Below are 23716 nucleotides of genomic sequence, written 5' to 3' on the forward strand. Positions count from 1 at the left end.
ACCACTAACCGGCGATGTTGGTGATCCGGAAATGATTTTTTTAAATCCACTCGAACAGACGCTGACTAAGATTACGATGTATTCCACGCCCCTAAATCTGATTCTGAGACATTATATTAACGTAGTAATTCCGACGAGCGGGGTTGGTTCTTTCAAGCTGGATGGGGTAGCTCCAGTTGCAAGTTTTAAGCCGGTTGCAGGCTTGGCTAACTACTCTTACGCACAATTGGATGTAGTGTCCGGTACGCATAATCTTCAGGCAGATATTGGTTTTAATGCAATAGCCTATGGATTTGGTAACGCTGAATCATATGGTTACGCTGCCGGAGCGAGTTTAGTCTCGGCTGGTCTGCAAGCCCGTTCGTCCGTATCCAAACAGCTGAAAACAACTGGCTGTCTGAACGAGTCATATAATTTCGAATTGACTCTTCCATACGTACCCACAAAATTAACTCTTGATCTGGACAATGGTAGTCCGGCCACTGAAATACCCATTAAACTTATTAAAACGGAGGTAATAAATGGTATTACCAATTATACTTATGAAATTCTTAATGGTGTAAACTTCACCGCCGCTAAACGTTATTCCACTAAAGTTATTGTTGAGAAATCCTCCAATGACGGTTGTGGTTCTTCCGACGAAATAGGCCTTGAATTCGATATTCAGACCGTTCCTCAGTCTTCATTTACTGCCGACAAGGTCGCTTCCTGCATTGCTTCCCCAATAACCTTTACAAACTCCAGTGCTCCAAACTCAACAATAATTACCAAGTGGCACTGGGATTTTGGAGATGGAACGAAGGTAACTCAAACTGCTGCAGCTCCTATTCAACATTCTTATAAAACGGCTGGCGATTTTCCGGTAACCTTGACTGTTGAGTCCGAAGGTGGCTGCTTTTCTTCGCCGGTTGCCCCGGTTGTCATCCACATCAACAAAACACCGAACGCATCTTTCACTGTAGCAGCATTGAAGTGCGAAGGTCAGGCGATACAATTTACGGACAAATCTGTTGCCAATGAAGGAGCAATCGTAAAATGGACCTGGGATTTTGGTGATGGAAACACTTCTTCTGCACAAAATCCGGCGCATACTTATGCAAAATTTGGTAAGTATGTAATCAAGCTTATTGTGGAGACAGACAAGGGATGTGCAAGTAATGTATTCATTATGGATCCTGTTGTAAATGAGTTACCAAAAATAGATTTTGACGTGCCAGACTTTTGTCTGGCTGACGGTTCCGCGCAATTCACCAATAAAACCACTATTTCAGATGGCACCGCATCCCAATTAACATTTCTGTGGGATTTTGGGGATCCACTATCAAATGCCCAGCGCCCGCCAACCTCCACATTGAAGGATGCTTCTCATCGCTATACCAAAGCTGGAAAATACACCGTCAGGTTAACCGTAAAATCGACTAACGGTTGTGAAGTAACCTTAACTAAATTATTTGTCGTTAATGGCGGAGTTCCGAAGGCCGATTTCAACGTAAAAAATCCTGCTGTATTATGCAGCAATAATCTGGTTGAATTCGAAGATAAAGTTATCGTAGAGTTGGATGAAGAAGTTACAAAGATTGAATGGATCTATGATCTGGTAAATAATCCTAATGTAAAGGTGATTGACGATGAACCTGCACTTCGCGCCGCCCCCACTCGTGTTTACTCTCACAAATACCCTACCTTTACATCTCCAGCATCGAAAACCTACAAGGTGAAAATGCTTGCCTATACAGGAGGAACATGTGTCAACGTCATTGAAAAAGATGTTACGGTACTAGCTGTTCCCTTTGCAGACTTCGTTTTGCCACCATCCTGCTTAACAAATGGAACAGCTACTTTTGAAAATAAGTCCACCATTTCAGGTATAGGTGTCACGCTTACATATGCCTGGGATTTCGGAGATACTCTTGCCACCGCCCAAAACCCCAACAAATCAACAGATAAAGACCCTCAGCACAAATATTCCAGAGCAGGAGATTATACCGTAAAACTCATTGTTACTTCTTCAACCGGATGCTCTACAACGATAATAAAGACCTTAACTGTAGCTGGAAGTGTCCCAAAAGCAGCATTTAATGTACTTACACCAGATAAGCTGTGCAGCGATGCTCCCGTTATTTTTGAGGATCGTACAAGTATAGATTTTGGAGAAATTACGAAAATAGAATGGTATTATGATTTCGGAAACAATCCGAATTCTAAGTTTACCGACGATAATCCAGCTAAACGGAGAGATCCACCGAAACAATACACAAACACATATTCTGTGTTCTTTAGCCCCGCAACAAAAACCATTACAGTCAGGATGCTCGCTTTTTCAGGCTTAACCTGCGTCGATGAAGAAATTGTTTCAGTTACCTTACATGCCGTCCCGCGAGTTCAGTTTGATCCTATGCCCGACATTTGCTCTGATTCTAAGCCAATTCAACTGACTCAGGCAAAAGAAATCCATGGAGTACTAAGCGGTATTGGAAGCTATACAGGAAAAGGCGTTAGCCCCATCGGAATTTTCAGTCAGGCTATTGCCGGAGTCGGAACCCATACCCTGACCTATACATTTGTTGCGGATAATGGTTGTATAGATGCCAAAACCGAGACAATCACAGTCAATCCGGTTCCCACTGCCAACCTCGGGCCCGATCTGCTCGTGCTGGATGGTCGCACTATCAAATTGCCAGCTACGGTATCTGGAAATATAGTCTCCTATAAATGGTCTCCTTCGACCTATTTAAACAAAGACGATATTTTGTTTCCGGAAGCTACCCCCACAGACGATGTGACCTACACTCTCACTGTTACAACCGACAAAGGTTGCACAGCTTCCAGCAAAATTTTTATCAAGGTTTTGAAAATGCCGCAGGTACCCAATACGTTTACCCCTAACGGAGATGGGGTAAACGATACCTGGAAGGTAAAATATCTCGAGGATTATCCTGGTGCTACAGTCGATATTTTTAACAGGTATGGTGTTAAGCTTTACCAAATTGTAAATTATATATCTCCCTGGGATGGGACCAATAATGGATCAGAATTACCAACAGGAACATATTATTATGTTATACATCCAAAAAATGAGCGTAAATCAATGTATGGATCGGTAACTATAATAAGATGATTCAAAATGGAGCACTACTTTTTTCCGGAACTTAATTAATCGGTTTTAATATTCTGCTCCAACGTACTTTACTTAACAAGGGTGCATCGCTGTCTACACTCCACCAGGTTATCATCGATTTACCCACGATATGATCTTCAGGAACAAGTCCCCAGTAACGCGAATCCTCAGAATTATGGCGATTGTCACCCATCATCCAATAGTAATCCATCTTAAATGTATACGAATCTGCTTTTTTGCCATTAATGAAAATATTCCCATTAGAAACGTCCACTTTATTGTTTTCATAAGTCTCAATGGCCGTTCTGTATAATGCCATAGTGGATTCTGTTAATTTAACCGTCCAGCCCATTTTGGGGATTATTAAAGGCCCAAAATTATCTTGATTCCATTTATACAAACTGTTATGGGGAAAGACCGCCTCGTCATATACTCCTTGGGCAGTACTTATTTCAGTAATGGTTTTGATATTTTGACGGTTGCGGAAATTTTCGAAGCTGGCGGGTGGAATTATCATAACATAATCACTCATGTTAATTTGCTGGAAGATCTCAATGTCCAGATCTTGTAATAACTCAGGATTTAAACTGTTACCATCGGTTTTTACAAGATAAGATGTTTGTGTTTTGGGAGCATTCTTAAAAAGAACATTATTGATATAAACATTAGAGTTTATAATTGATACCACATCTCCGGGAGTTCCCAGGCATCGTTTTATATAGTGGACACGCATATCAACAGGGTCATTCCCTGCATCAGAAGGATAGTTAAATACTACCACATCGCCCCTTTTCACATTCCCAAAGCCGGGAAGCCTGAAGTATGGTAATTGAATTCCATCCCAATATGTCTTAATTTTAGAATCCCCAATCCTTGATTCCATAAATGGAATAGATACCGGGGTAATCGGCATTCTCGGTCCATAAGCGATCTTACTAACAAACAAACGATCTCCGGTTAATAAGGTTCCCTCCATGGATCCTGTAGGAATAGCGTATGCAGAAAAAAGGACACCCCGGATTATTGTCGCGGCGATAAACGCAAAAATGATTGCATCGAACCATTCTCTGGACTTACTCTTTACAATTAATGCTGGCGGCTGATCGATTTTGCTCCCTTTGCGGGACAGAAATGGAACTTTCATAAAATTCAATTTTTTTATTAGATGCCTACCCTAATTTTTTGTTACAAAAACAATTTCTGCCAAACCGATTAATTTTCCCTGTGTTGTACTAGTCAATACGGAAAAATGAAACGCACTTTATTGAAATTCACTCCCTCCAGTATCTACTGCTCACCTGCAGGTATACATATCGATCCATGGAAACCGGTTGACCGTGCTATAATCACCCACGCCCACAGTGATCATGCTAAATTTGGATGCAAACACTATCTGGCTCATAAAGACTCAGAAAGCATATTACGTCTTCGCCTGGGAGAAGATATTTCGCTTCAAACTGTGGAATATGGAGAAGAATTCCATGTTAATGGGGTCAAATTTTCACTGCATCCTGCCGGGCATATTCTTGGATCTGCGCAAGTGAGGGTCGAGCATAAAAACGAGGTTTGGGTTGCGAGTGGCGATTACAAATTACAGAACGATGGGTTCTCAACTCCCTTTGAGCCCGTTAAATGTGATGTTTTCATAACTGAATCAACTTTTGGACTGCCAATCTATAAATGGCCAGACCAGGATGTTGTTATGAATGATATTCGCGAGTGGTGGCTTCAAAATAGAATGAATGACAAGGCAAGCATTTTGATGGGCTACTCACTCGGAAAAATGCAACGACTTATCCAAAATCTTCAGCCGTTCGATGGCCCTGTTTATGCCCATGGAGCAACCTTCAATATGAATGAAAGACTCAGGGCCGCTGGGCACGATCTCCCATTTATTCCATTGATTACTCGTGATACAGACCGTAAACTTTTTAAAGGCGCCTTAATCCTGGCTCCCGGTTCGGTATTAAACACTAGTTGGATTAAAAAATTTGAGCCCTATTCAACAGGTTATTGTTCTGGCTGGATGGCCGTTAGAGGAGCGAAAAACAGAAAGGCTATAGACCGGGGCTTTGTCCTGTCGGACCATGCAGACTGGAATGATCTCGAAACCGCAATCGCTGAAACAAATGCACAAAAGGTGTTTGTCACCCACGGGTATACAGCCACATATTCACGATGGCTCAATGAAAAAGGCATTGAAGCTGCGGAGGTCAAAACAATGTATGGGCAGGAGGAAGATATTGCAGAAGAGGAACTAATCAGCGGGGTATGAAGCGATTCACGGAACTTTTTCTCCAGCTTGACAGAACAAATAAAACAAATGAGAAGGTTGAACTCCTTAAAGGATATTTTTTATCAGCGCCGGATGACGATAAGATCTGGGCACTCGCATTATTTACAGGCAGAAGGCCAGCGCGAAAAATAAAGTCGTCACAAGTCCAGGAGTGGGCCCTTGAACTAGCAGGAATTCCGCAGTGGCTTTTCAGGGAAAGTTATGGAAGTGTAGGTGATCTTGCAGAAACAGTTTCACTCATTCTTCCCCAGCCTACCGAAACAAGTAAAGAGAAGTCCTTAGCTGAATGGTTCGCTGCACTCGCAAATCTTAAGAACGCAAGTGATGATGAAAAGAAACAATTTATTTTAGATGCCTGGAAGCAACTTTCTTCGTTCGAGATCTTTGTTTTCAACAAACTTTTGATGGGGAGTTTTAGGATAGGGGTCTCCCAAACATTGGTAACAAGGGCCATTGCAGACACAGCTGAAAGCACCCCAGCAATTATCTCGCATCGTCTGATGGGATCCTGGGAACCGACTACTACCACCTATAAAGATCTTATTCATTCCGAAAATTCTGCAGATGAATTCTCCAAGCCATACCCATTTTATCTGTCGCATGCCATCCAGGGTACAGTGGATGGACTGGGAAACCATAAGGACTGGTTTGCTGAGTGGAAATGGGATGGTATCCGCTCGCAGATTATTTACCGGGAAGGTGAAATTTACATCTGGTCGCGTGGGGAAGAATTAATCACAGACAAATTCCCAGAATTATTAGTTCTTAAAAATTACCTTCCTGAAGGAACAGTTCTTGATGGTGAATTAATTTGTTTCGGCGACACAAAACCACTCTCTTTTAACGTGCTACAAACCCGCATTGGTAGAAAGAATCTTACGAAAAAAATACTCGAAGAGGCCCCGGCTGTATTTATAGCCTATGATATAATGGAATTTGGAGGTAAAGATATCCGAAGTGAAGAACAACAGATAAGACGAAACATCCTTGCAGACATTGTCCATGCAGCAGGCATTCCCGCTATTTTTAAACTTTCACCCTTGTTAGAATTCACCACATGGCAGGAGCTTAAAGACCTTCACTTACGGGCCAGGGAATTTGCGGCTGAAGGCTTTATGCTGAAGCATATGGAGGCAAAATACCTGGCCGGACGAAAAAAAGGAGATTGGTGGAAATGGAAAACAGATCCACTAAGCATTGATGCCGTTTTGGTATATGCCCAAAAAGGAAGCGGACGCAGAGCTGAACTTTACACAGACTACACCTTCGCGGTGTGGGATGGCGAGAAACTGGTGCCGTTTGCCAAGGCTTATTCTGGACTCACCGATAAAGAACTTGGAAAGGTTGACTATTTCATAAAAAGAAATACCCTCGAAAAATTCGGTCCTGTAAGAACTGTAAAAGCCGAGCTCGTATTTGAAATTGGATTCGAAGGAATTAACGCTTCAACCCGGCATAAATCAGGAATTGCTGTTCGGTTTCCACGAATTTTGAGATGGAGAATGGATAAAACTGCTAAGGAAGCAGATACCCTGGACAATCTCCGGACCTTATTGAATCAATTTGGTTAATTAGAATATTGTAAAAGAAACCTGCATTTTTTGCAAGCGGAGGAATAAACAAGATTCTGATGAGTTTTAAGGAGCTTTAATTATCTGATAGCACAAATTCATTCAATGTCATTAAATTTTTCACGGCATCCCCCATCGTGTTGTTGAAATAGGTGTAAACTGTCTTTCCTTCTCCAATCCATGACTTGATGTATTCAGAATATTCGTATAAAAAATCTTCAGAATACGAGCCCCTGTAATTCCCACCGGGCCCGTGAAACCTCAAATATACATCCGGGCCCTCCTGTTCAATAAAGTCCATTTGAGAGCCTGCCTTATCGTGTAAAACGATGGTGGCATTATAGCTTTCGAGCATTTGATGGGTCTCTTCCGTATACCAGTACGGTTTACGAAACTCAACGAATACGGCCCATGCAGAATCACGATTAGCATCGCGAATGTTTATTAAAAGCCTTTCCACTTGCTTGAGAGCTGATAAATCGAGTTTGGGAGGAAACTGGACCAGCAAACCACCTTTCTTATCCACAGCCGTGTTGATGACCTGCATAAATCGATGTACATCGTCATCTTTGAATAGCAGATCTTTTACATGGGTAATATCACGCCATAATTTATAAGTGAAACGAAAACTATCCGGCACTTCTGCGGCCCATTTAGCTACCGTTCTGGCCATAGGAACCTTATAAAAAGAAGTGTTAATTTCAATGCTATTGAATAAATGCGCATAGTAACCTAGCCGTGAGCCATTCTGAAATTCCGGTGGATAACCGGCTTTATTGGATACGGGTAAGGCCATTCCACTTGTACCTGAATAGAAATTTATTGGTAAACTCATATTCAACTAAGTCATCTTATTCTTCTAGTCCATTTTAACAAACGTCACGAACGATGGTTTGTCGTGCTGAATTTTCTGACCGGTCGGCATTAATAAACCCGTTTCCTGATCTCTTTTAAAGAAAATAATTTCATTAGTACCCTGGCTTGTTACCAGCATCCAGTTTCCGGATGGATCTATCTCGAAAGTACGTGAGCTTTTCCCTCCTATCGCTTGTCTGCCCACAATTGTTAAATTTCCAGATTTCTTGTCAATTGAATAAATGGCTATCTCGTTCAATACGTTACGCGTTGTTGCATATAGAAATTTACCGTCCGCCGACACATGAATATCGGCTCCATCAGGCTTTCCTGTATAGCTGGCGTCAGCCATTTTAATTGTTTGGATTAAATTGATCTTACCTTTTTTATATGTAAAAGCATTCACCGTTCCATCGAGTTCTGTAACTGCATAGTAGAATTTTTTATTAGGATGGAAAGTAGAATGACGGGGCCCGGATCCGGGTGCAAGAGTTACAAATCCCTGAGCTGTTGGAGTAAGAGGATTTGGTCTTTTCGACGCATCAAAGGCATAGACATTCATTTTATCTGTACCCAGGTCAGCAGTGATTACATACTTATTATCCGGAGAAACTACAGCGGAGTGAACAAATGGCTTATTTTTAGCTATACTTTTACCCTCATGCTTGATATCCTGGATATCGGTACCCAATGTTCCGTCCGGATTTATCGGCAAAGCGGTTAACGTTCCGCCTCCATAGTTTCCGGCAAAAACATATTTGCCTTTGGCATCAACTGAGATATAAGTTGGGCCTCCACTACCGGATGGAACGCTGTTTAAAAGTTTAAGGTCTCCTGTTTTAGCATCAAATGATAAGGCGTTAATATTTTGGCTTCGGTCTTCACTAACAGTATAAACAAATTTACGATCTTTAGTTACAGCGAAATATGAAGGACTGCCCACTACGACTTTTGATTTGAATGTTGTGGAGGCGTCTCTAGTGTCAAAATCGTATACATAAATACCTTCACTTTTATCCGGCGAGGTGTATGTGCCAATTAACAAATGATATTTCGCATCCTGAGCAAACAAAAATGATGATGCAAGTAGAAAAGTAAATAAACTAATAAGCTTTCTTATGTTCATGATTTAGATTTTTGTGACCCCAAGATATAAAAATTAAAAATTCATGCCAACAGTCCCCCGGGAATAAGCATATTGCTGCTCAAAAATTGAATTTTCCCCGGTCTGAACCTAACTGTCCCCCGGAGACGTAAATTTCTCCTATCTTGATAACGTTTTCTATTTTTATAAAATATGACACAGAATTTCAGGTTAATTCCTGACGAAGCATTTGGGAGCAAGGCTATAATCCGAATAAGAGATATCGACGCGATCGTACATAATTTCAATCTTTTTAAATCTAAAGCAGATGCAACCGGGACCTTATGTGCGGCCGTTCTAAAAGGCGATGTCTACGGACTGCAGATAAAAGACGTTGCACCTGCACTCTACAACGCGGGCGCACGGCACTTCTTTATCGAAGAATTATGTGAAGGCATTGAATTAAGGAAGTTGCTTCCTGTGGATGATATACACATATATGCATTAGGCGGACTGCTTTACAATGAAGAGCAATATTTTCAGCAGTATAAAATCGTTCCCTGCCTGAATGCAATTGAGCAGCTAAAGAGATGGAATACTTTCTGTTCAAAAAATGGAAACGGTTCGGCGATAATACACCTCGACACGCATATGAACCGTTTGGGTTTTCTCGACGAGGAAGTCAAAGAATTAAGCCACAGTTACGATCTTTTAACTTCACACCTGACTATCGAATATTACATCAGCCATTTTTTTGATATTAAAGGATCAGATCCGTCGAATTGCTTTAGACAATTGGATGTGCTTAAGAACTATCTTTCCATACTTCCAGCAAAACCGGTTTCTTTCGCATGTACAGACAGCGTGATCCTTCTGGATAATACGGTCTTTAATTTTGATATGATCCGGCCAGGTGTTGGATTGGTGGGTGGTGCGCCAAACGCAGGTAGCCCAATATCACCGGATGCGCGTCATACCATGGAAATCTATGCGAAGATGTCTCAAATAAAGACAGTGGCACAGGGTCAAACCATTGGATACGGCGGAGCTTACACTACTAAAAGAGATACCCGGCTGGCCTTAGTTCATATAGGATACAAGCACGGATATTTGCGATTACTCAGCGAAACTGACTCAAATCCAAAAGGAGTTTATATGTTCATCGGCGGCTACAAGATCCCCATTATAGGCAAAATATCGTCCGGTGCAACGACAGTGGATGTAAGCGATGTACCTGAAAGTGTCTTAGAGCAATTCCATTATGTTGAGGTTATCGGTCCGAATGTAGATATCAAAGTATTGGCCGATATCAGTGGCTGCTACGATATCCTGGGAGCACTGGGTGTAAATAATATGCGTATTGCCGATTTTACCCTTGAGGATTACGATAAAATATTCCATTAAGAATCCCTTTAAATGGATATAATGAACTTTGATATAAATGGAATTAGATCTCAATTCCCTTCCCTGACAAGGGAGGTAAACGGTTTTCCGGCAATTTATTTCGACAGCCCTGGAGGTACACAAACTCCGCAGCGGGTTATTGATAAAATGGTTGACTACATGATCAATCATAACGCTAATAGCGGTGGTATTTTCGCTACTGCAGTTGAAACCGATGAAATGATATTAAATTCCCGAAAAGCCTTTGCTCATTTTTTTGCCTGTGCATGGGATGAAGTAGCCTTTGGAGAAAATTCTACAGCTATAAACTTCAAACTTTCACAGGCAATAGCTTGTGATCTTAAACCGGGCGATGAGATCCCGGTTTAGTACGAAATATTCTTTTACACGGAAATGGTATGGGAATTGTTTGCAATACATATCAATACTATTTGGCGCTTGCCCTGACGACAATTAAATGAGCAAAATATTTACGATAACAGACGGGTTAGAAAATCTGGGAGCATTCCGTACAGGTGGGCAGGGTTCTGTTTATAAAGGAAGGCGTACAGGTGAGATCATTACAGCTGTTAAACTTTTACCTACTCCCATTCTCAATGAGGATAGTGAGAATAAAAACTTTCGCGATTTCAGGAATGAAGTGGAAAAGCTCAGGAAAGTGAATGAAAACCCCAGTCCCAATGTTGTTAAAATATTAAGCTCAGGTTTAACCGATAGCGGATCTTTTCCATTCATTGAAATGGAATATATAGAAGGGCACGATCTGGAAGAGTTACTGAAACCTCCTCACAACCAGGTTTTTAAGTTAAAAGAAGTTGTCAGGGTTACTGAACAACTTACAAACGCCCTTGCCCATTGCCATTCTGTAAACGTGAAGCATGGAGATATAAAAAGCAACAATATTAAGTTCAATGCATTCACAGGAAATTACGTGCTATTAGATTTCGGTCTGGCTATTATGTCTGATGAGCAGCGGAGGACAAGTCTACGCCAGGCTGGGGCTATAGAATTTATGGCGCCAGAACAATACGAAGGACTCATGTTGATTGAATCCGATATTTATAGTTTTGGCGTGGTATTATATGAGATAATTGCTGGCCAGGTTCCTTTTCCTTTAACCGATAATGGCGAGACTGCCCGAAATAATGTCAGGATCTCGCATATAGAAACAGCTATTCCTGATGTGCTGGCAATCAGAAAGAAAAATTTACCCGTTTCCTGGACCGATGACGAACTGAATCGCGAAATGCAGGTGCCTCAGTGGCTGTTAACCCTTCTGCACAAATGCCTTGAAAAACTACCTGAAAATAGGTTCAGCAATGGTATGGCGATGCAGGACTTTATAATCCAAAATAGTATTTCCCAATCACAGATACATCATGTGGGCGAAACTGATCGGGAAAAAGAATTTCAGCACTTAATAGCGGAAAAAGACCTGGAAATAGTTACGCTTAAACAACAGATCCAGAATTCCGCTGCAGGTAAGCGCTCCGTAATTAAAATTCCAGCCCCCTTATTTTTTGTTAGTCTTATTTTAGCTTGCTGCCTTTTGCTGTTTGCAGGATATACGTTTTTCAAAACTAAAGCTCATAGCAGTTCAACCCTGGTCGATGAAAATACTAATTCTATCTCCCCCGGCGATAAGGATGTCGTCCAATCAGTTGCCAAAGCTCTCCCCTCACCAGTGGTACTTAATATCGACAGTATAAAAAGCGAGGAGTTAAGGAAAAGCGCACTTAAAGATTCGGCTAGAAAAAAGAGCGAACAACAAACAACTGAAAAGCCTAAAAAGAAAAAAAGATTTCTTGAATTTCTATTCAAGTAATGGATGTTTGACCATTTAATTTCATATTTTTAAATCAATAAAACAATAAAAAGGTTTTATTGATCCTTAAATAGTTATCATAAACATAAAACGTACAATATGCATTCAAAACTGCCCATTTTTATTACCGCTACGGCCCTCCTGTTGTCGGCCTGTGGAAACAATGTTACAGGTGTTAAGTCAACACAAACGGACTCACTTTCTACAGATTCCGTTTCTCCTTCCGTAGAAACAAAAGATCCTAATTCAGTCAAAAAATCTTCCTTCGCTGGTCAAACCAGAATTTCTGCTGTAAAAACAACTACTGCATTCGAGTCGAAGATATTAAGCTCAGATCTGAAGAGTCCCTGGGGAATTGTAAGCCTCCCTGATGGGAAACTACTTATAACAGAAAAAGGCGGCACTATGAAAATAGCAAGTCCTTCCGGCACGCTCAGCGCTGCATTAACTGGTATTCCCGCAGTAGACACTAAAGGGCAGGGTGGACTATTAGGTGTTACGATAGACCCTGCATTTGCTCAAAACCGTATGGTTTACTGGGCTTTCGCTGAACCTGTTTCTGGAGGAAACCTTACAAGTTTGGCTAAGGGAAAGCTTTCTGCAGATGAAAAAGCTATAGAAAATGCTGTAGTTATTTACAGGGCTACCCCCGCTTACAACGGAAAATTACATTATGGAGGACGTGTGATTTTCGATACTAAAGGAAACTTGCTTCTTAGCACGGGCGAGCGGTCAGACAAAGAAACTCGTCCACAGGCTCAGGATCCTAAGTCAGGCTTAGGTAAAGTGATACGGCTTACAACGGACGGCAAACCAGCACCTGGTAATCCTACCATAGATCCAGCACGTCCGGAGATCTATTCCTATGGTCACAGAAATGTTCAGGGACTTGCCATTCACCCCGTAAGCGGAGACGTTTGGGAAGCTGAATTTGGTCCCCGCGGTGGCGACGAGATCAATCTTGTACAGCCAGGAAAAAATTATGGCTGGCCAACTATTACCTATGGCATAGAGTATTCCGGTGAAACTATCAGCGAGGGATTAACTCAAAAAGCTGGTCTTGAACAACCCGTTTACTATTGGGATCCATCAATTTCTCCGAGCGGAATGACATTTTATAAAGGAACAAGTATTCCGGAATGGGAAAACAATCTGTTCGTTGGATCTTTGAGCGGTATGCACATCGCACGTCTTGTTATTGAAAATAATAAAGTCGTAGGCGAGGAAAGGCTCCTTTCAGGAGAAAATCAAAGATTTAGGGCGGTTATTCAGGGAAATGATGGCGCATTATATGCTGTTACCGACCAGGGACGTCTATATTGGATAGGGAAAAAATAATAAGAAGTTTATCGCCAGAACAGCCCTGTAAAACAGGGCTGTTCTGGTTTACAAGCAATTGGTTTCTTGAAAAAGCTTAGGTAGCAACCGTATAGAAGTGGGATTGCCATCCAAGAATTTTTAGCGTAAATATGTTTGTTTGATTAACTTACACCCAATTAAGATAAACGGAGATGCAAAAAATATATATGGGTGACACCGGCTTGAAGGTATCACCTGCTGTATACGGATTTTACAGATGGGAAGAAGTTAAAGATGCCCGCGCCACATTAAAAAAGATCGTCAGCCTTTGCCTGGAATTAGGGATTAACACCTTTGATCATGCCGACAGTTACGGATCTTATCAATGTGAGGCATTATTTGGAGATCTGATGGCGGAGAAAGCATTCAAGCGCGAAGATGTAGTAATTTTCACCAAGTGCGGACTTCGGGTCCCCAACCAGCAAATCCCTGAGATCAGGACAAGGCACTATAATACCTCTGCTTCACATATCACAAAGAGTGTGGATGCATCACTGAAAAAATTAAGAACGGATTACATCGATATTTTCCTTCTCGACAGAATTGATCCCATTTCAAACCTTGAGGAAACTGCTCTTACTCTCGAAAAACTGGCAGACTCCGGAAAGATCAAGAACATAGGGATAGCAAATTTCTCTGTGTTTCAGCATCAGCTTTTAAGTTCGTATTTAAGAAAGCCGATAGTAACTAATCATTTCGAATTTAACTTGCTAAAAACCCAGGCTTTGGATAATGGACAACTGGATTATATTAAACAGAAATATATGCAGGCGCTCGCATCTGCTCCTCTTGCCGAAGGACAAATAGCTACCGGCACCGGAATACAAGCATCACAAGTACGTGAAAAGCTGGAAGAACTAAGTTCTAAGTATAATGCAGATATCGAAGCCCTGGCTGTAGCATGGCTTGTTAAACTTGGTGCAATACCATTAATAGGCACCACAAACGAGCAGCGAATCAGAAATATCGCAAACAGCTTTACTATAGATTTGGATCACCAGGACTGGTATGAGCTTTATAATGTGTCGGCTGTGTTTCAGAGTGTCAAATCTTAATATGTGGAGAATGGAGAGGTGAAATGTCAGATCTCATTTGGCTGTCTTCGAATAGCCTGCTTTAACCTGTAATGCTTCTAAAGCATTTGAAAGATATACCAAAGGAGCATTCCAATTAATAGCAATTTCATTTGCCGCATAGGATTCTACGTCATCAATGTACGCCTCATCTGGCACGGAGCTGGGCAAGGCAACACCATCCTGCATTCCCGGATTTGGCCCACCAGCTAACAGACCGGGTATAGGTTCCGCAATTCCATCTGCTGCAGAAGGGCGATGGTGTGGATTCATTGGTGTCTTATAACCAAACCCTGTAACATAAGAATAGCCAGTTGCATTTCTTCCAAGTAAATAATCGAGGTTTGCGAGGGCATAATCCAGATATTTTCTATCTGCGTTTATCAGATAAGTTTGAATAAGTGCTACTCCCTGATTGCCTGCTACTGAATTGCTGCCCCAAACAAAATCCCGGGGAGTTTTGCCCATTACTGTTCTATAGGCACGATCATCTACCCCGGCAATCATTTCATCGGTCATAGTCATAAGCTGCTCGCGAATTAAGGCAATGTCTTCAGGAATAGAAGTCTTAAATCGTTTTTCATTCCTTAAAAGTGAATAATATCCCAAAAGCTTCACGTTGTTCCAGGATGGCAATGACATACGCTCGTCCGGATGTGCAAGAACTGCGTTGTAATAGGAAATATCCCCTGTAGTGATATACAATTCGCTACCAGCCCAAAAAAATTCGTCAGCAAAATTACTGTCCCCATATCCCCCGGTCACTATTTTCGGTTCAAACTTGGCATTCATACTATTCTGTACATAGGCCATATTTGGATTCTTTCGAGCCCAATCCCAGGCTTTTTTAGAAGCAATAATGCAGGAGTCAGACAAGCCCGGAAGGTCTTTCTTATAGGCTTTTAACAAACGGCTGGCCTGAGCAGTGACCGCAGCGAAATCAAGCGTAGCAGCCGTGCCTTTCTGCACAACATATCGCGGCGTTCTGGGAACATCAGGCATCACCATGCCGTCAAAATTGGCATTTGTCAGCTTATTGTACACCCCTCCATCATCTGGATCCTGCATCGCAAGCATCCAGCGCAGGTTCCAAACCAGTTCGTCCAGTACATCAGGCACAGCATTTTTACTTTCAGGGATATTGGTGTTCAGCTTTTTCACATAATCAGGAAAGTCTTCGCAAAGCGAAAGCATAGTCCCCATAGTAACCCCGCTATTCACTATATATTTGTTATAATCGCCGGCATCGTACCATCCTTTGGAGGCTGAAATCATCGAACCTACAGCACGCTTTTGGGTGGCACCTGAGGGATGAATCATTATTTTATCATCTGGATGACCCATAGCCCGATGCCATTTTCCTGCGTATTGTTCAGTCAATGCAATGGAGGCACGCTGATAATAAAATGCTTTAACTGATGCCGCGGCCAAATTACGGTGAACGGATGGGGCAATCTCAAAAGGAACTGATCTTCCAAGACCTTCAACTGTCAGGGTGTAATTGCCGGACTTATTAAGAGATGTGAAATCCGCTATAAAAGTCCTTTTATTATTTAAACCGGGGGTAATGGATTCCTTAAGTTCACCGGAATAAACAAGTTCATTTTTTTCTGTTTGAATAATAAATTTGCCCCTTCCAGAAGTGATCACTGCGATTTTTGGTGCATTTGGATAAAATCCAAGCTGGTTTAGTCGAATATTATCGGAAATGTTTGCCTGCAAATTCTGCGCAGCTGCGGAAATAGAAATTAAGAGCGTGAATACGGTACAAACTATTCCTGTAGTTTTGTTGAAGGAGTTCATAGTCATGAATTAATTGGGAAATCTGCTAGTTGAAACCTCCAGAATCAGATGCCAAATCTAATAATAAGGGAAGGCTATTAAAATTTAATGAGGTATTCATAGCCACAAGTTAGCGAATTAGAAGGTTCACTGGAAATAATTACAAAATTGTCATCTTTATACTGAATAGAATTATTTAGCTAACCTTCATCATGTCACTCCAGGTCGATTTGCAAAGTCGCGTGTCAACTGTTAACCGTAAATTTGAATGTACCTCCATTTCCTCGATTTTCTCCTAACCTTTATGCATTTACTGATTATCGGATTCAATCTCCTCGGCTGGATCTGGCGATCGACCCGAAAAACACATTTCTACCTGGTTATTGCGACTATTTTTTCCTGGATTATTCTCGGTTTCTGGTTTGGTTTCGGCTATTGCCCTTTAACCGATTGGCAGTGGCAAATTAAGGAAAAACTGGGAGAACGGGATCTGCCCAATTCATTCATTAAGTATTTCGCAGACAAGCTAACTGGGATGGATATTAGTCCCAATTTGATCGACACTGTTACAGCAGTCAGCTTTGGACTGGTTATTATTGTGAGTTTTATTATACGCCTGCCCGCCGGTAGACAGGTCTTACGTTATACGTCCGGGCGGAGAAATTAGGTTTGTTTTAGGTTCACCCTTCGGGGAGGAAAAGATGGATTTGATCCAGGTATCGCTAATCCGCAAAATTCAGCAGGTCGGCTTTTGTCGAAATAGTCTTTTTTCTAAAATGATCAAGATGAAAGTTCTCCAACTTTTGAAGGAGCTGATAGAGTGTCAACTTTTCTGCAACGGACAGATCTCCCGTTATAATTTTCCCAACGCTGTTCATATCCACAAATATTTCGAAAAGTATCTCTCTGCCTAAGGGCGTAATCATGACGCTTTTGCTACGCTTATCATTTAAGTTTTCATTCTGATCTACCAGTCCGGCGGCTATCAATCGTCTTATCACCTCGGTTCCGGATGTTTTCTCCTGTAAATTATAGCTGATCAGCTCGCTTTTTGTCAGACGGTCATGGGTTAATAAAATGGCTAGTGCTGTGAACTCCTCCGCGCTATGAATTGCTGTACCATCGAGCGCCTTCCTGATGTAAGACTTTGCGTACCGGCTCATATACACAAATAAGCGACCTATGCTGTTGTCCAATTGATACGCAAGCTCTTGCGACTGACTTTCTTTGCTGCCAAACCGAACATCGCTGCCCATTTTGGTGGTCTCCTGATCAATGATATGGTTCAACAGAAATCCGGAGAAGTCTGTAAGACTTAGCTCCTTACCCGGATTCTCCTGTTCCAACCTTTCTAAAAGACTGACGAGCTGATGAATAAGTTGGTAAGATTTCATGCTAAAGGTTGGTTATTGGTTGTTGGTTGCCTGCCGGCAGGCAGGTTGGTTGTAAGGGCCGGGTTTCTGAGCTTGAATTCTGAAAAGGCAAGTTTATATTTTCTGTTCAGGTCGCCGGGTGGTTTGACGCTTTTTACCGCCCCCAAAAGGCGAATGAGTATCAACTTATAGGCCGGCAGTGCAGGTGAATCGATCGCCAGCTGTTCGGAGATTTCATCTCCCAGGAGATAACGCATCAGGCCTCGTATATCATTTGCAGTAGCCTTACTTTCATTGACTGAAAGGATATGCCCGATCAATGAATAAGTAAGTTCTTTACCATGAACTGAACTTGCAAACTGCCGGTGCTTTATTCGCCCATCAAGCAATTCCGCCTGTATTGGATTTTCGGGAATAAGTTCTTTCTCCAATCCGCTTAAGAAACCAATCACAGCCCATATGTGCAAAAAAGCTTCTTCATCTGACTTGCTAACGCGATATCCCAGCTTGCGCAAACCTCTGATCACAATCAGCGAGAAAGATAGGTTTGTTCCAGCCATATCTTCCTGATTGACAGGCAGGCCCCATGCCTGGTCCCATTTGTCATTACTAAGGATATATTGCCTCACGAAAGCATGAATGATACGAACTTTTAGTATTTCGGCGAAGGCCTTTCCTTTCTCATCAAAAGCACCCGGTGCAAGCACTTCCCAAATAAATATAGCAGTGTCAAATAGGCGTTTTGTGGTTTGTTTGCGAATCAATTCGGTCAAATGCAACACCATTGCACCCTTTGCAGCTGTATAGCAATAAGGAAGCGACAAAAGACCGAGAAGGCTCATGATCATTTCTGAATGCCTGGCAAAGAATGCAGATCCCTGACACATTAATTCAGGCTCAGCCCAGTCTGGCAGATCGGCGGAGTTTGAAATGAATGAAACATGTGGGTAATCCAGCTTTAATTGGTCCAGAGCATCGCTGCTTGTCTCAAGCATCATCCATTCCTGGAGTTTCTTTTTCCTGATAGGGTCGGCAAATACCTCCTCTACAAAAGTATCTGCGTCAGGGTCAGCAAGCAGTCTTCTGGAATCTAAATAAACGTCACTATATTTTATCTTCTCTGGCATTGCCGGGCTATTCTATAAATTTTTCATTGCATTGCACTTTTTAACCACTATAAAGCTTTCTCCTACAATATAATGCCAATAACCGTAGAGGCCGCAAGGTACAGCACAGAGTGCGCAAAGGTTTGTTAACAACGTATATAATGATTAATCGAAGTTAGCTCTACGCAAACCTCCGCGTTAAAAAATAGCGCTAGGCGAGATTCTTTTCCTTAACCTACACCCGTATCTCCTGATTTTTTATTTTCGGATTTATTCCCGGCTTCGCATACGTCAGCCGTTCTGTAAATTTCGGAAGGTAATAAGAATCAAGACCAGCTACGACCATTGTTTCAGCCCGTTCGTGATCCACAAGTCCATCATTACCAATCAGCTCATTATCTGTTAAAATATGGATAACCTCTCCAATCACGATTGTTGTTCCATTTATTTCCATACCGATCATATCCTTAACTTCCAGCCCAATACGGATGGCAGACTGTCGTACAAAAGGTGCCTTAAATGCCGGCACGTATTCTTTGGTGAATCCGCACGCATCGAACTCTGAAACACCCGATGGATAGCTTGCGCTGGTTTGATGAGCCTGCAACAACCATTCGGGCTGAACATTATTTAAGCTATAATGGCCGGTGTCCCTGATATTACTGAGTGTGTCGTTATGTTCTCTTTCCGGGCGCATTACAATTCCTAAAAGAGGTGGATTTGATCCCAGATGGAAAGCAGAACTGACTATAGATAGATTAGTAATGCCATCCGCACTAATGGTACCTAAGAGGTTTAGTGATTTATAACCGGCAATACTATTTATAAGATTTATGCGGTAAAACTTCTCCATTGAAGCAATTTGCTCACTGTTTATGTTTGTCATCTCAATTCGTTTTCAATTTTCCTAAACCGCCATCAATTCCAATGACTTGCCCTGTTATCCAGCTACTCTCTTCGGAAAGCAAAAAAGCGATCAAATTGCTGATATCTTGCGGCTGGCCAATGCGGGATAAGGGATGTCTTTTCGCCGACGCTTCTCGTTTTTCAGGAGAATTTAGAAGGTTTTGCGCTAGTGGTGTATCGGTTAAGGAAGGTGCAACAACATTCACACGGATCTGTTGAGCGGCAAACTCTGCAGCCAGCGCCAGAGCTAACCCTTCAACGGCTCCTTTTGCAGCAGATACACTAGCGTGGTATGCCAGGCCTATTTTAACGGCGACAGTGCTAATTAACACAATAGATGATCCTGCAGAAGATTTTAGCTGCTTTGCCGATTGTTGAATAATTTGCGCTGCTCCTAGAACATTAAGGCGGTAGTCATTTAAAAAATCATCCGCAGTCAGTCTGCCAAATGGTTTTAGATTGATACTTCCTACAGCGTAAACCAGCCCATCTAGAATTTCGGGCAAAAATAATTGTACTGAGTCCAGATTTCCAGTTATATCCAAACTTAAATGCTCCGCTTGGCTCGGGAAATCGCCAGGCCGGGATCTCGAAATTACATAGACCTTTGCCCCGTTTTTTATCAACGTATGAACAAGTGCCAATCCTATACCGGAACTTCCTCCCACTACCAGTATATTCTTACCCGCTAAATTCATTTGTATATATATTTAAGAAATTCATTTCGTGTATCGGAATTAAGAAATTTACCGCTGTACTCTGCTGTTATTGTGCTGCTGCCCACATCGCGGATTCCTCTGCTTGATACACAATGGTGGTTTGCATCTATAATAACGGCCACATCTTCAGTACCCAGTGCTTCTTTCAAAAAGTTAGAAATCTGAATGGTCAGCCTCTCCTGCACCTGTGGACGTTGGGAACAGTATTGCACTATTCTATTTAACTTGGATAATCCTATTACCTGTCCATTACTTATGTAGCCTATATGGGCCTTCCCTACTATGGGAACAAAGTGATGCTCGCAATTACTGTAAACAGATATATCTCTCTCAACAAGCATCTCCTTGAATCGATAAGAATTTTTAAAAAGCGTAGCTTTTGGCTTATTCGCGGGATTTAAGCCGCTAAAGATCTCCTTTACATACATTTTTGCCACTCTTTTTGGAGTATCTTTCAAACTGTCGTCTTCCATATCCATACCCAGAACCTGCATGATGCCCTTAAAGTGCTTCTCAATCAAGTCAATTTTAGTATCATCATCGAGTTCAAATGCATCAGGCCGTAGAGGTGTTTCAAATGATGCGTTGTAGTGTCCATCTTCAAAGTCTAATAAATCTTGTGTATCACCTTGCCCGTCCATTGTAGTTTTTTCAATCATCAGATATTACGAAGTTATTTTAGGGTGCGCATTCCAAAACTGACAACGAGGTCAGTTAATAATAGTATAAAATTATACTACTTATTTTAATTCTAGTATAAAATTATATATAATATTGGAATCGTGAAATTGATATGACTAAAGATGAAAGACAGGACTAAAAAATGTAAAAAAGTCAATATATTAGGACGGTCATTCCGGGGGACAATGTGGTGCACACTTCTTTGTCAGAATAGATTCTGCTTTAAAAAGTCATTTGAAAAGGTTTTTATCATATCCCGAACTTTACGGAACTCTTTCATAACTTTTTCGTCGCTGCCTGTAGCTTTCGCCGGATCAGGGAAGTTGTAATGAAAACGTTTAACATTCCCCGGAAAGTAAGGACATGCTTCCTTGGCGTTATCGCAAACGGTTATAACAAAGTCAAACGGAATATCGAGGTACTCATCAACATGGTTAGAAGTATGCGCTGAGATATCGAGATGGTCTTCTGACATCACCTGGATTGCCTTGGGGTTAACCCCGTGCGTCTCAATTCCTGCACTATAAATGTTTGCCTTCCCTTTTGCAAAAAAACGGAGGTAGCCTTCGGCAATCTGGCTGCGGCAGCTATTGCCGGTACATAATATCAATATATTCTTCATATTCTTAGCGTTAACAGCAATCAGGTCCGCAGCAGGCTTCTTTCTTATCTGCTGGCTTCTGAGCCGAGACCGTGATGCTGAATATGCCGGAGCTTCCGAAATTGAAACGTTCGATGGCGGCATCGTCAAGGTAATTCTTAAGTATGTCTGCCGGGATGTGGATCTGCTTTTCCTTTTGCAACTCGATACTATCAAATCCATTACTCTTGATCAGGTCCAGATATACATCTTTTGCAACTGCTCCGGAAACACATCCAGCATACATTTCAGCAGCAGAACGAAGGGCTTCTGGCAAATCGCCGATCAATACCACGTCAGAAATACTAAAATGCCCGCCTGGTTTCAGAACACGATAAATCTCTTTAAAAACCCCACCCTTATTTGGCACCAGGTTTAGCACACAGTTACTTACAATAACATCTGCGACACTTGAAGTGACGGGCATTTTCTCGATATCTCCCTGTCTGAACTCTACATTATTAAAACCAAGAGTTTCCGCATTTGCCCTTGCCTTATGAACCATGGCAGGCGTAAAATCTATTCCTATCACCTTACCTGATTCGCCTGTTTCGGATCTGGCCACAAAACAATCGTTTCCAGCACCGCTTCCCAGATCAATTACGGTATCGCCGCTTTTAATACCAGCAAATTGGGTAGGCAGACCGCATCCGAGCCCAAGGTCTGCTTCAGCATTATAACCGGCGACATTTGTATAATCGTCAGTCATAATATTATAAACCTCGGTGGAGCATCCTCCCGCACCGCAACAGGATGCCTGGTTGGACTCCTTATCCTGTAAGGCAATTTCTCCGTATTTCTGCCTTACTAATTCCTTTAATTCTTCGTCGGTTTTCATTTTATTAAGTTTTAATTTTAATTTATTGTAATATTGCGATAATACTATTCAAATTTTTTTAACAGCAGTCAGCCTGTGTTTTATAGGTCGAGAAGAAAGTTCCTAACTCGCTTTCTAACTGCTTCCAAACGGAGGGATTAATACAATAACAAACGCTTACCCCCTCAATTGTGCCCTGAATGAGGCCGGCATTTTTCAACTCTTTAAGATGCTGAGAGATTGTAGCCTGAGCAAGGCCAAGTTCCTCAACAAGGTCGCCGCAAATACAAGCATTTGCAGAGATAATCTGCTGCAAAATGGCGATTCGTGCTGGATGAGCAATTGCTTTCAGCAGTGTAGCAAACTCGTTCTGCTTTTCGGTAAATATCTCTGTTCTTGTAAGTCCCATAAGTACATCGCAATATTACGATTTATATTCGTATTTGCAAAATTTATATTATTTTCTTTATTGGATGGGTGTACAGTTATTGTATATAAATAAAGACACGCAATCGTCGCAAAGGATCCGCGAAATAAATCTTAAAGTCATTAGAATTTTGAGAAATAGCTTTGCGTTAGAATAGGCGCTTAGCGAGTTAGCGATTGCCCTATCTCGCCGTGTGTGTCTAAATCCGCAAACGAGGCGCGAGACTATTACTTTTTAATTACCGCAATTATTTCATTCAAATTATTGCATGGGGCACAAATTGTCTCGCCATTAATTTTCAGGGAAATTACATCGATTGGAGAACAGCATTCGTTATTCCTGGCTTTCGTGTGCATGGTGATATTGTCAGAACTAAAGTTACGAAGTGTCAAAACTTCACCGCCGAAAATAGGTCTAATTATGATTACAGAAGGATCGTTCGGGTCGAAATTAACTAGTGGTTTATAATTAGAATTAGATTTGCCTGTTACTTTTAATTCGGTGAGGGTATACTGAGAACCCTGAGAAAACAGTGGGCTATTTGTTGCTTTGTCGAGGTACTTAATCTTGATGGGTATCGACACAAACTCACACTGCACCGCCGAACAATCGGGTCGCTCTGTTTCTGCATTTTCGCAACTGCTTAGAATAAAGATCGAAAGGAAAATGATTAGGTTGTT

At 41.7% G+C, this 23716-nt stretch carries 22 protein-coding genes; 9 read left to right on the plus strand and 13 right to left on the minus strand.

Annotated elements, in window-relative coordinates:
• A partial coding sequence (locus tag ACLL8Z_RS12910) for a PKD domain-containing protein (protein WP_411275197.1) occupies positions 1–3118 on the plus strand: 3118 nt, incomplete at its 5' end.
• A 31-nt stretch (positions 3119–3149) separates the two neighbouring features.
• Here ACLL8Z_RS12910 and lepB read toward each other — a convergent pair.
• A complete protein-coding gene (lepB, locus tag ACLL8Z_RS12915; RefSeq protein ID WP_411275198.1) occupies positions 3150–4262 on the minus strand; it encodes a signal peptidase I in 1113 nt (370 codons plus the stop codon).
• 105 nt (positions 4263–4367) lie between these two features.
• Here lepB and ACLL8Z_RS12920 point away from each other — a divergent pair, with 105 nt between their 5' ends.
• Positions 4368–5393 (plus strand): ligase-associated DNA damage response exonuclease, encoded by a 1026-nt coding sequence (locus tag ACLL8Z_RS12920; protein WP_411275199.1) that lies wholly within the window; start codon positions 4368–4370, stop codon positions 5391–5393.
• Positions 5390–6985 carry an ATP-dependent DNA ligase gene (locus ACLL8Z_RS12925; protein WP_411275200.1) on the plus strand — a complete coding sequence of 532 codons (1596 nt, stop codon included), beginning with the start codon at positions 5390–5392 and terminating at the stop codon, positions 6983–6985. The genes ACLL8Z_RS12920 and ACLL8Z_RS12925 overlap by 4 nt, the downstream gene beginning before the upstream one ends.
• Before the next feature lie 76 nt (positions 6986–7061).
• Here the strand turns inward: ACLL8Z_RS12925 and ACLL8Z_RS12930 are convergent, their stop codons facing one another.
• On the minus strand, positions 7062–7820 hold the full coding sequence (locus ACLL8Z_RS12930; RefSeq protein ID WP_411275201.1) for a DUF72 domain-containing protein: 759 nt from the start codon (positions 7818–7820) through the stop codon (positions 7062–7064).
• A gap of 24 nt (positions 7821–7844) precedes the next feature.
• A complete protein-coding gene (locus ACLL8Z_RS12935; RefSeq protein ID WP_411275202.1) occupies positions 7845–8966 on the minus strand; it encodes a lactonase family protein in 1122 nt (373 codons plus the stop codon).
• A 171-nt stretch (positions 8967–9137) separates the two neighbouring features.
• Between ACLL8Z_RS12935 and ACLL8Z_RS12940 the strand changes: the two genes are divergently transcribed.
• From ACLL8Z_RS12940 to ACLL8Z_RS12960, 5 genes are all read left to right on the plus strand, one after another.
• Positions 9138–10328 (plus strand): alanine racemase, encoded by a 1191-nt coding sequence (locus ACLL8Z_RS12940; protein WP_411275203.1) that lies wholly within the window; start codon positions 9138–9140, stop codon positions 10326–10328.
• A gap of 21 nt (positions 10329–10349) precedes the next feature.
• On the plus strand, positions 10350–10697 hold the full coding sequence (locus ACLL8Z_RS12945; protein ID WP_411275204.1) for an aminotransferase class V-fold PLP-dependent enzyme: 348 nt from the start codon (positions 10350–10352) through the stop codon (positions 10695–10697).
• A gap of 88 nt (positions 10698–10785) precedes the next feature.
• Positions 10786–12153 carry a serine/threonine-protein kinase gene (locus tag ACLL8Z_RS12950; RefSeq protein ID WP_411275205.1) on the plus strand — a complete coding sequence of 456 codons (1368 nt, stop codon included), beginning with the start codon at positions 10786–10788 and terminating at the stop codon, positions 12151–12153.
• Positions 12154–12252: 99 nt separating this feature from the next.
• A complete protein-coding gene (locus ACLL8Z_RS12955; protein ID WP_411275206.1) occupies positions 12253–13491 on the plus strand; it encodes a PQQ-dependent sugar dehydrogenase in 1239 nt (412 codons plus the stop codon).
• A 173-nt stretch (positions 13492–13664) separates the two neighbouring features.
• Positions 13665–14567: an aldo/keto reductase family oxidoreductase gene (locus ACLL8Z_RS12960; RefSeq protein ID WP_411275207.1), complete on the plus strand. Its 903-nt coding sequence runs from the start codon at positions 13665–13667 to the stop codon at positions 14565–14567.
• A 33-nt stretch (positions 14568–14600) separates the two neighbouring features.
• On the opposite strand, the gene ACLL8Z_RS12965 is transcribed toward ACLL8Z_RS12960, so the two are convergent.
• On the minus strand, positions 14601–16388 hold the full coding sequence (locus ACLL8Z_RS12965) for a glycoside hydrolase family 9 protein (protein ID WP_411275208.1): 1788 nt from the start codon (positions 16386–16388) through the stop codon (positions 14601–14603).
• A gap of 247 nt (positions 16389–16635) precedes the next feature.
• On the opposite strand from ACLL8Z_RS12965, the gene ACLL8Z_RS12970 reads away from it, so the two are divergent.
• On the plus strand, positions 16636–17034 hold the full coding sequence (locus ACLL8Z_RS12970; RefSeq protein WP_411275209.1) for a DUF2784 domain-containing protein: 399 nt from the start codon (positions 16636–16638) through the stop codon (positions 17032–17034).
• Positions 17035–17089: 55 nt separating this feature from the next.
• On the opposite strand, the gene ACLL8Z_RS12975 is transcribed toward ACLL8Z_RS12970, so the two are convergent.
• From ACLL8Z_RS12975 to ACLL8Z_RS13015, 9 genes are all read right to left on the minus strand, one after another.
• Positions 17090–17761, minus strand: coding sequence for a MarR family winged helix-turn-helix transcriptional regulator (locus tag ACLL8Z_RS12975; RefSeq protein WP_411275210.1), 672 nt, complete (start codon positions 17759–17761; stop codon positions 17090–17092).
• Entirely contained in the window at positions 17758–18867 is a 1110-nt protein-coding gene (locus ACLL8Z_RS12980) for an oxygenase MpaB family protein (RefSeq protein WP_411275211.1), read from the minus strand. Before ACLL8Z_RS12980 ends, ACLL8Z_RS12975 begins: the two co-directional genes overlap by 4 nt.
• A 214-nt stretch (positions 18868–19081) precedes the next feature.
• The gene (locus tag ACLL8Z_RS12985; RefSeq protein ID WP_411275212.1) at positions 19082–19732 is read right to left on the minus strand and encodes a flavin reductase family protein; all 651 of its coding nucleotides are present in this window, start codon (positions 19730–19732) and stop codon (positions 19082–19084) included.
• Between the two features lies 1 nt (position 19733).
• Positions 19734–20450: an SDR family NAD(P)-dependent oxidoreductase gene (locus tag ACLL8Z_RS12990; RefSeq protein WP_411275213.1), complete on the minus strand. Its 717-nt coding sequence runs from the start codon at positions 20448–20450 to the stop codon at positions 19734–19736.
• Positions 20447–21130: a GTP cyclohydrolase I FolE gene (gene folE / locus ACLL8Z_RS12995; RefSeq protein ID WP_411275214.1), complete on the minus strand. Its 684-nt coding sequence runs from the start codon at positions 21128–21130 to the stop codon at positions 20447–20449. Before folE ends, ACLL8Z_RS12990 begins: the two co-directional genes overlap by 4 nt.
• Before the next feature lie 227 nt (positions 21131–21357).
• A complete protein-coding gene (locus ACLL8Z_RS13000; RefSeq protein WP_411275215.1) occupies positions 21358–21774 on the minus strand; it encodes an arsenate reductase ArsC in 417 nt (138 codons plus the stop codon).
• Positions 21775–21784: 10 nt separating this feature from the next.
• Complete coding sequence (locus ACLL8Z_RS13005) at positions 21785–22630, minus strand: arsenite methyltransferase (RefSeq protein WP_411275216.1); 846 nt, start codon at positions 22628–22630, stop codon at positions 21785–21787.
• A 58-nt stretch (positions 22631–22688) separates the two neighbouring features.
• Positions 22689–23018 carry an ArsR/SmtB family transcription factor gene (locus ACLL8Z_RS13010; protein ID WP_411275217.1) on the minus strand — a complete coding sequence of 110 codons (330 nt, stop codon included), beginning with the start codon at positions 23016–23018 and terminating at the stop codon, positions 22689–22691.
• Between the two features lie 245 nt (positions 23019–23263).
• On the minus strand, positions 23264–23716 hold a 453-nt coding region (locus ACLL8Z_RS13015), incomplete at its 5' end, for a hypothetical protein (protein ID WP_411275218.1).

The organism is Daejeonella sp., from assembly GCF_046590655.1.
Classification (GTDB): domain Bacteria; phylum Bacteroidota; class Bacteroidia; order Sphingobacteriales; family Sphingobacteriaceae; genus Daejeonella.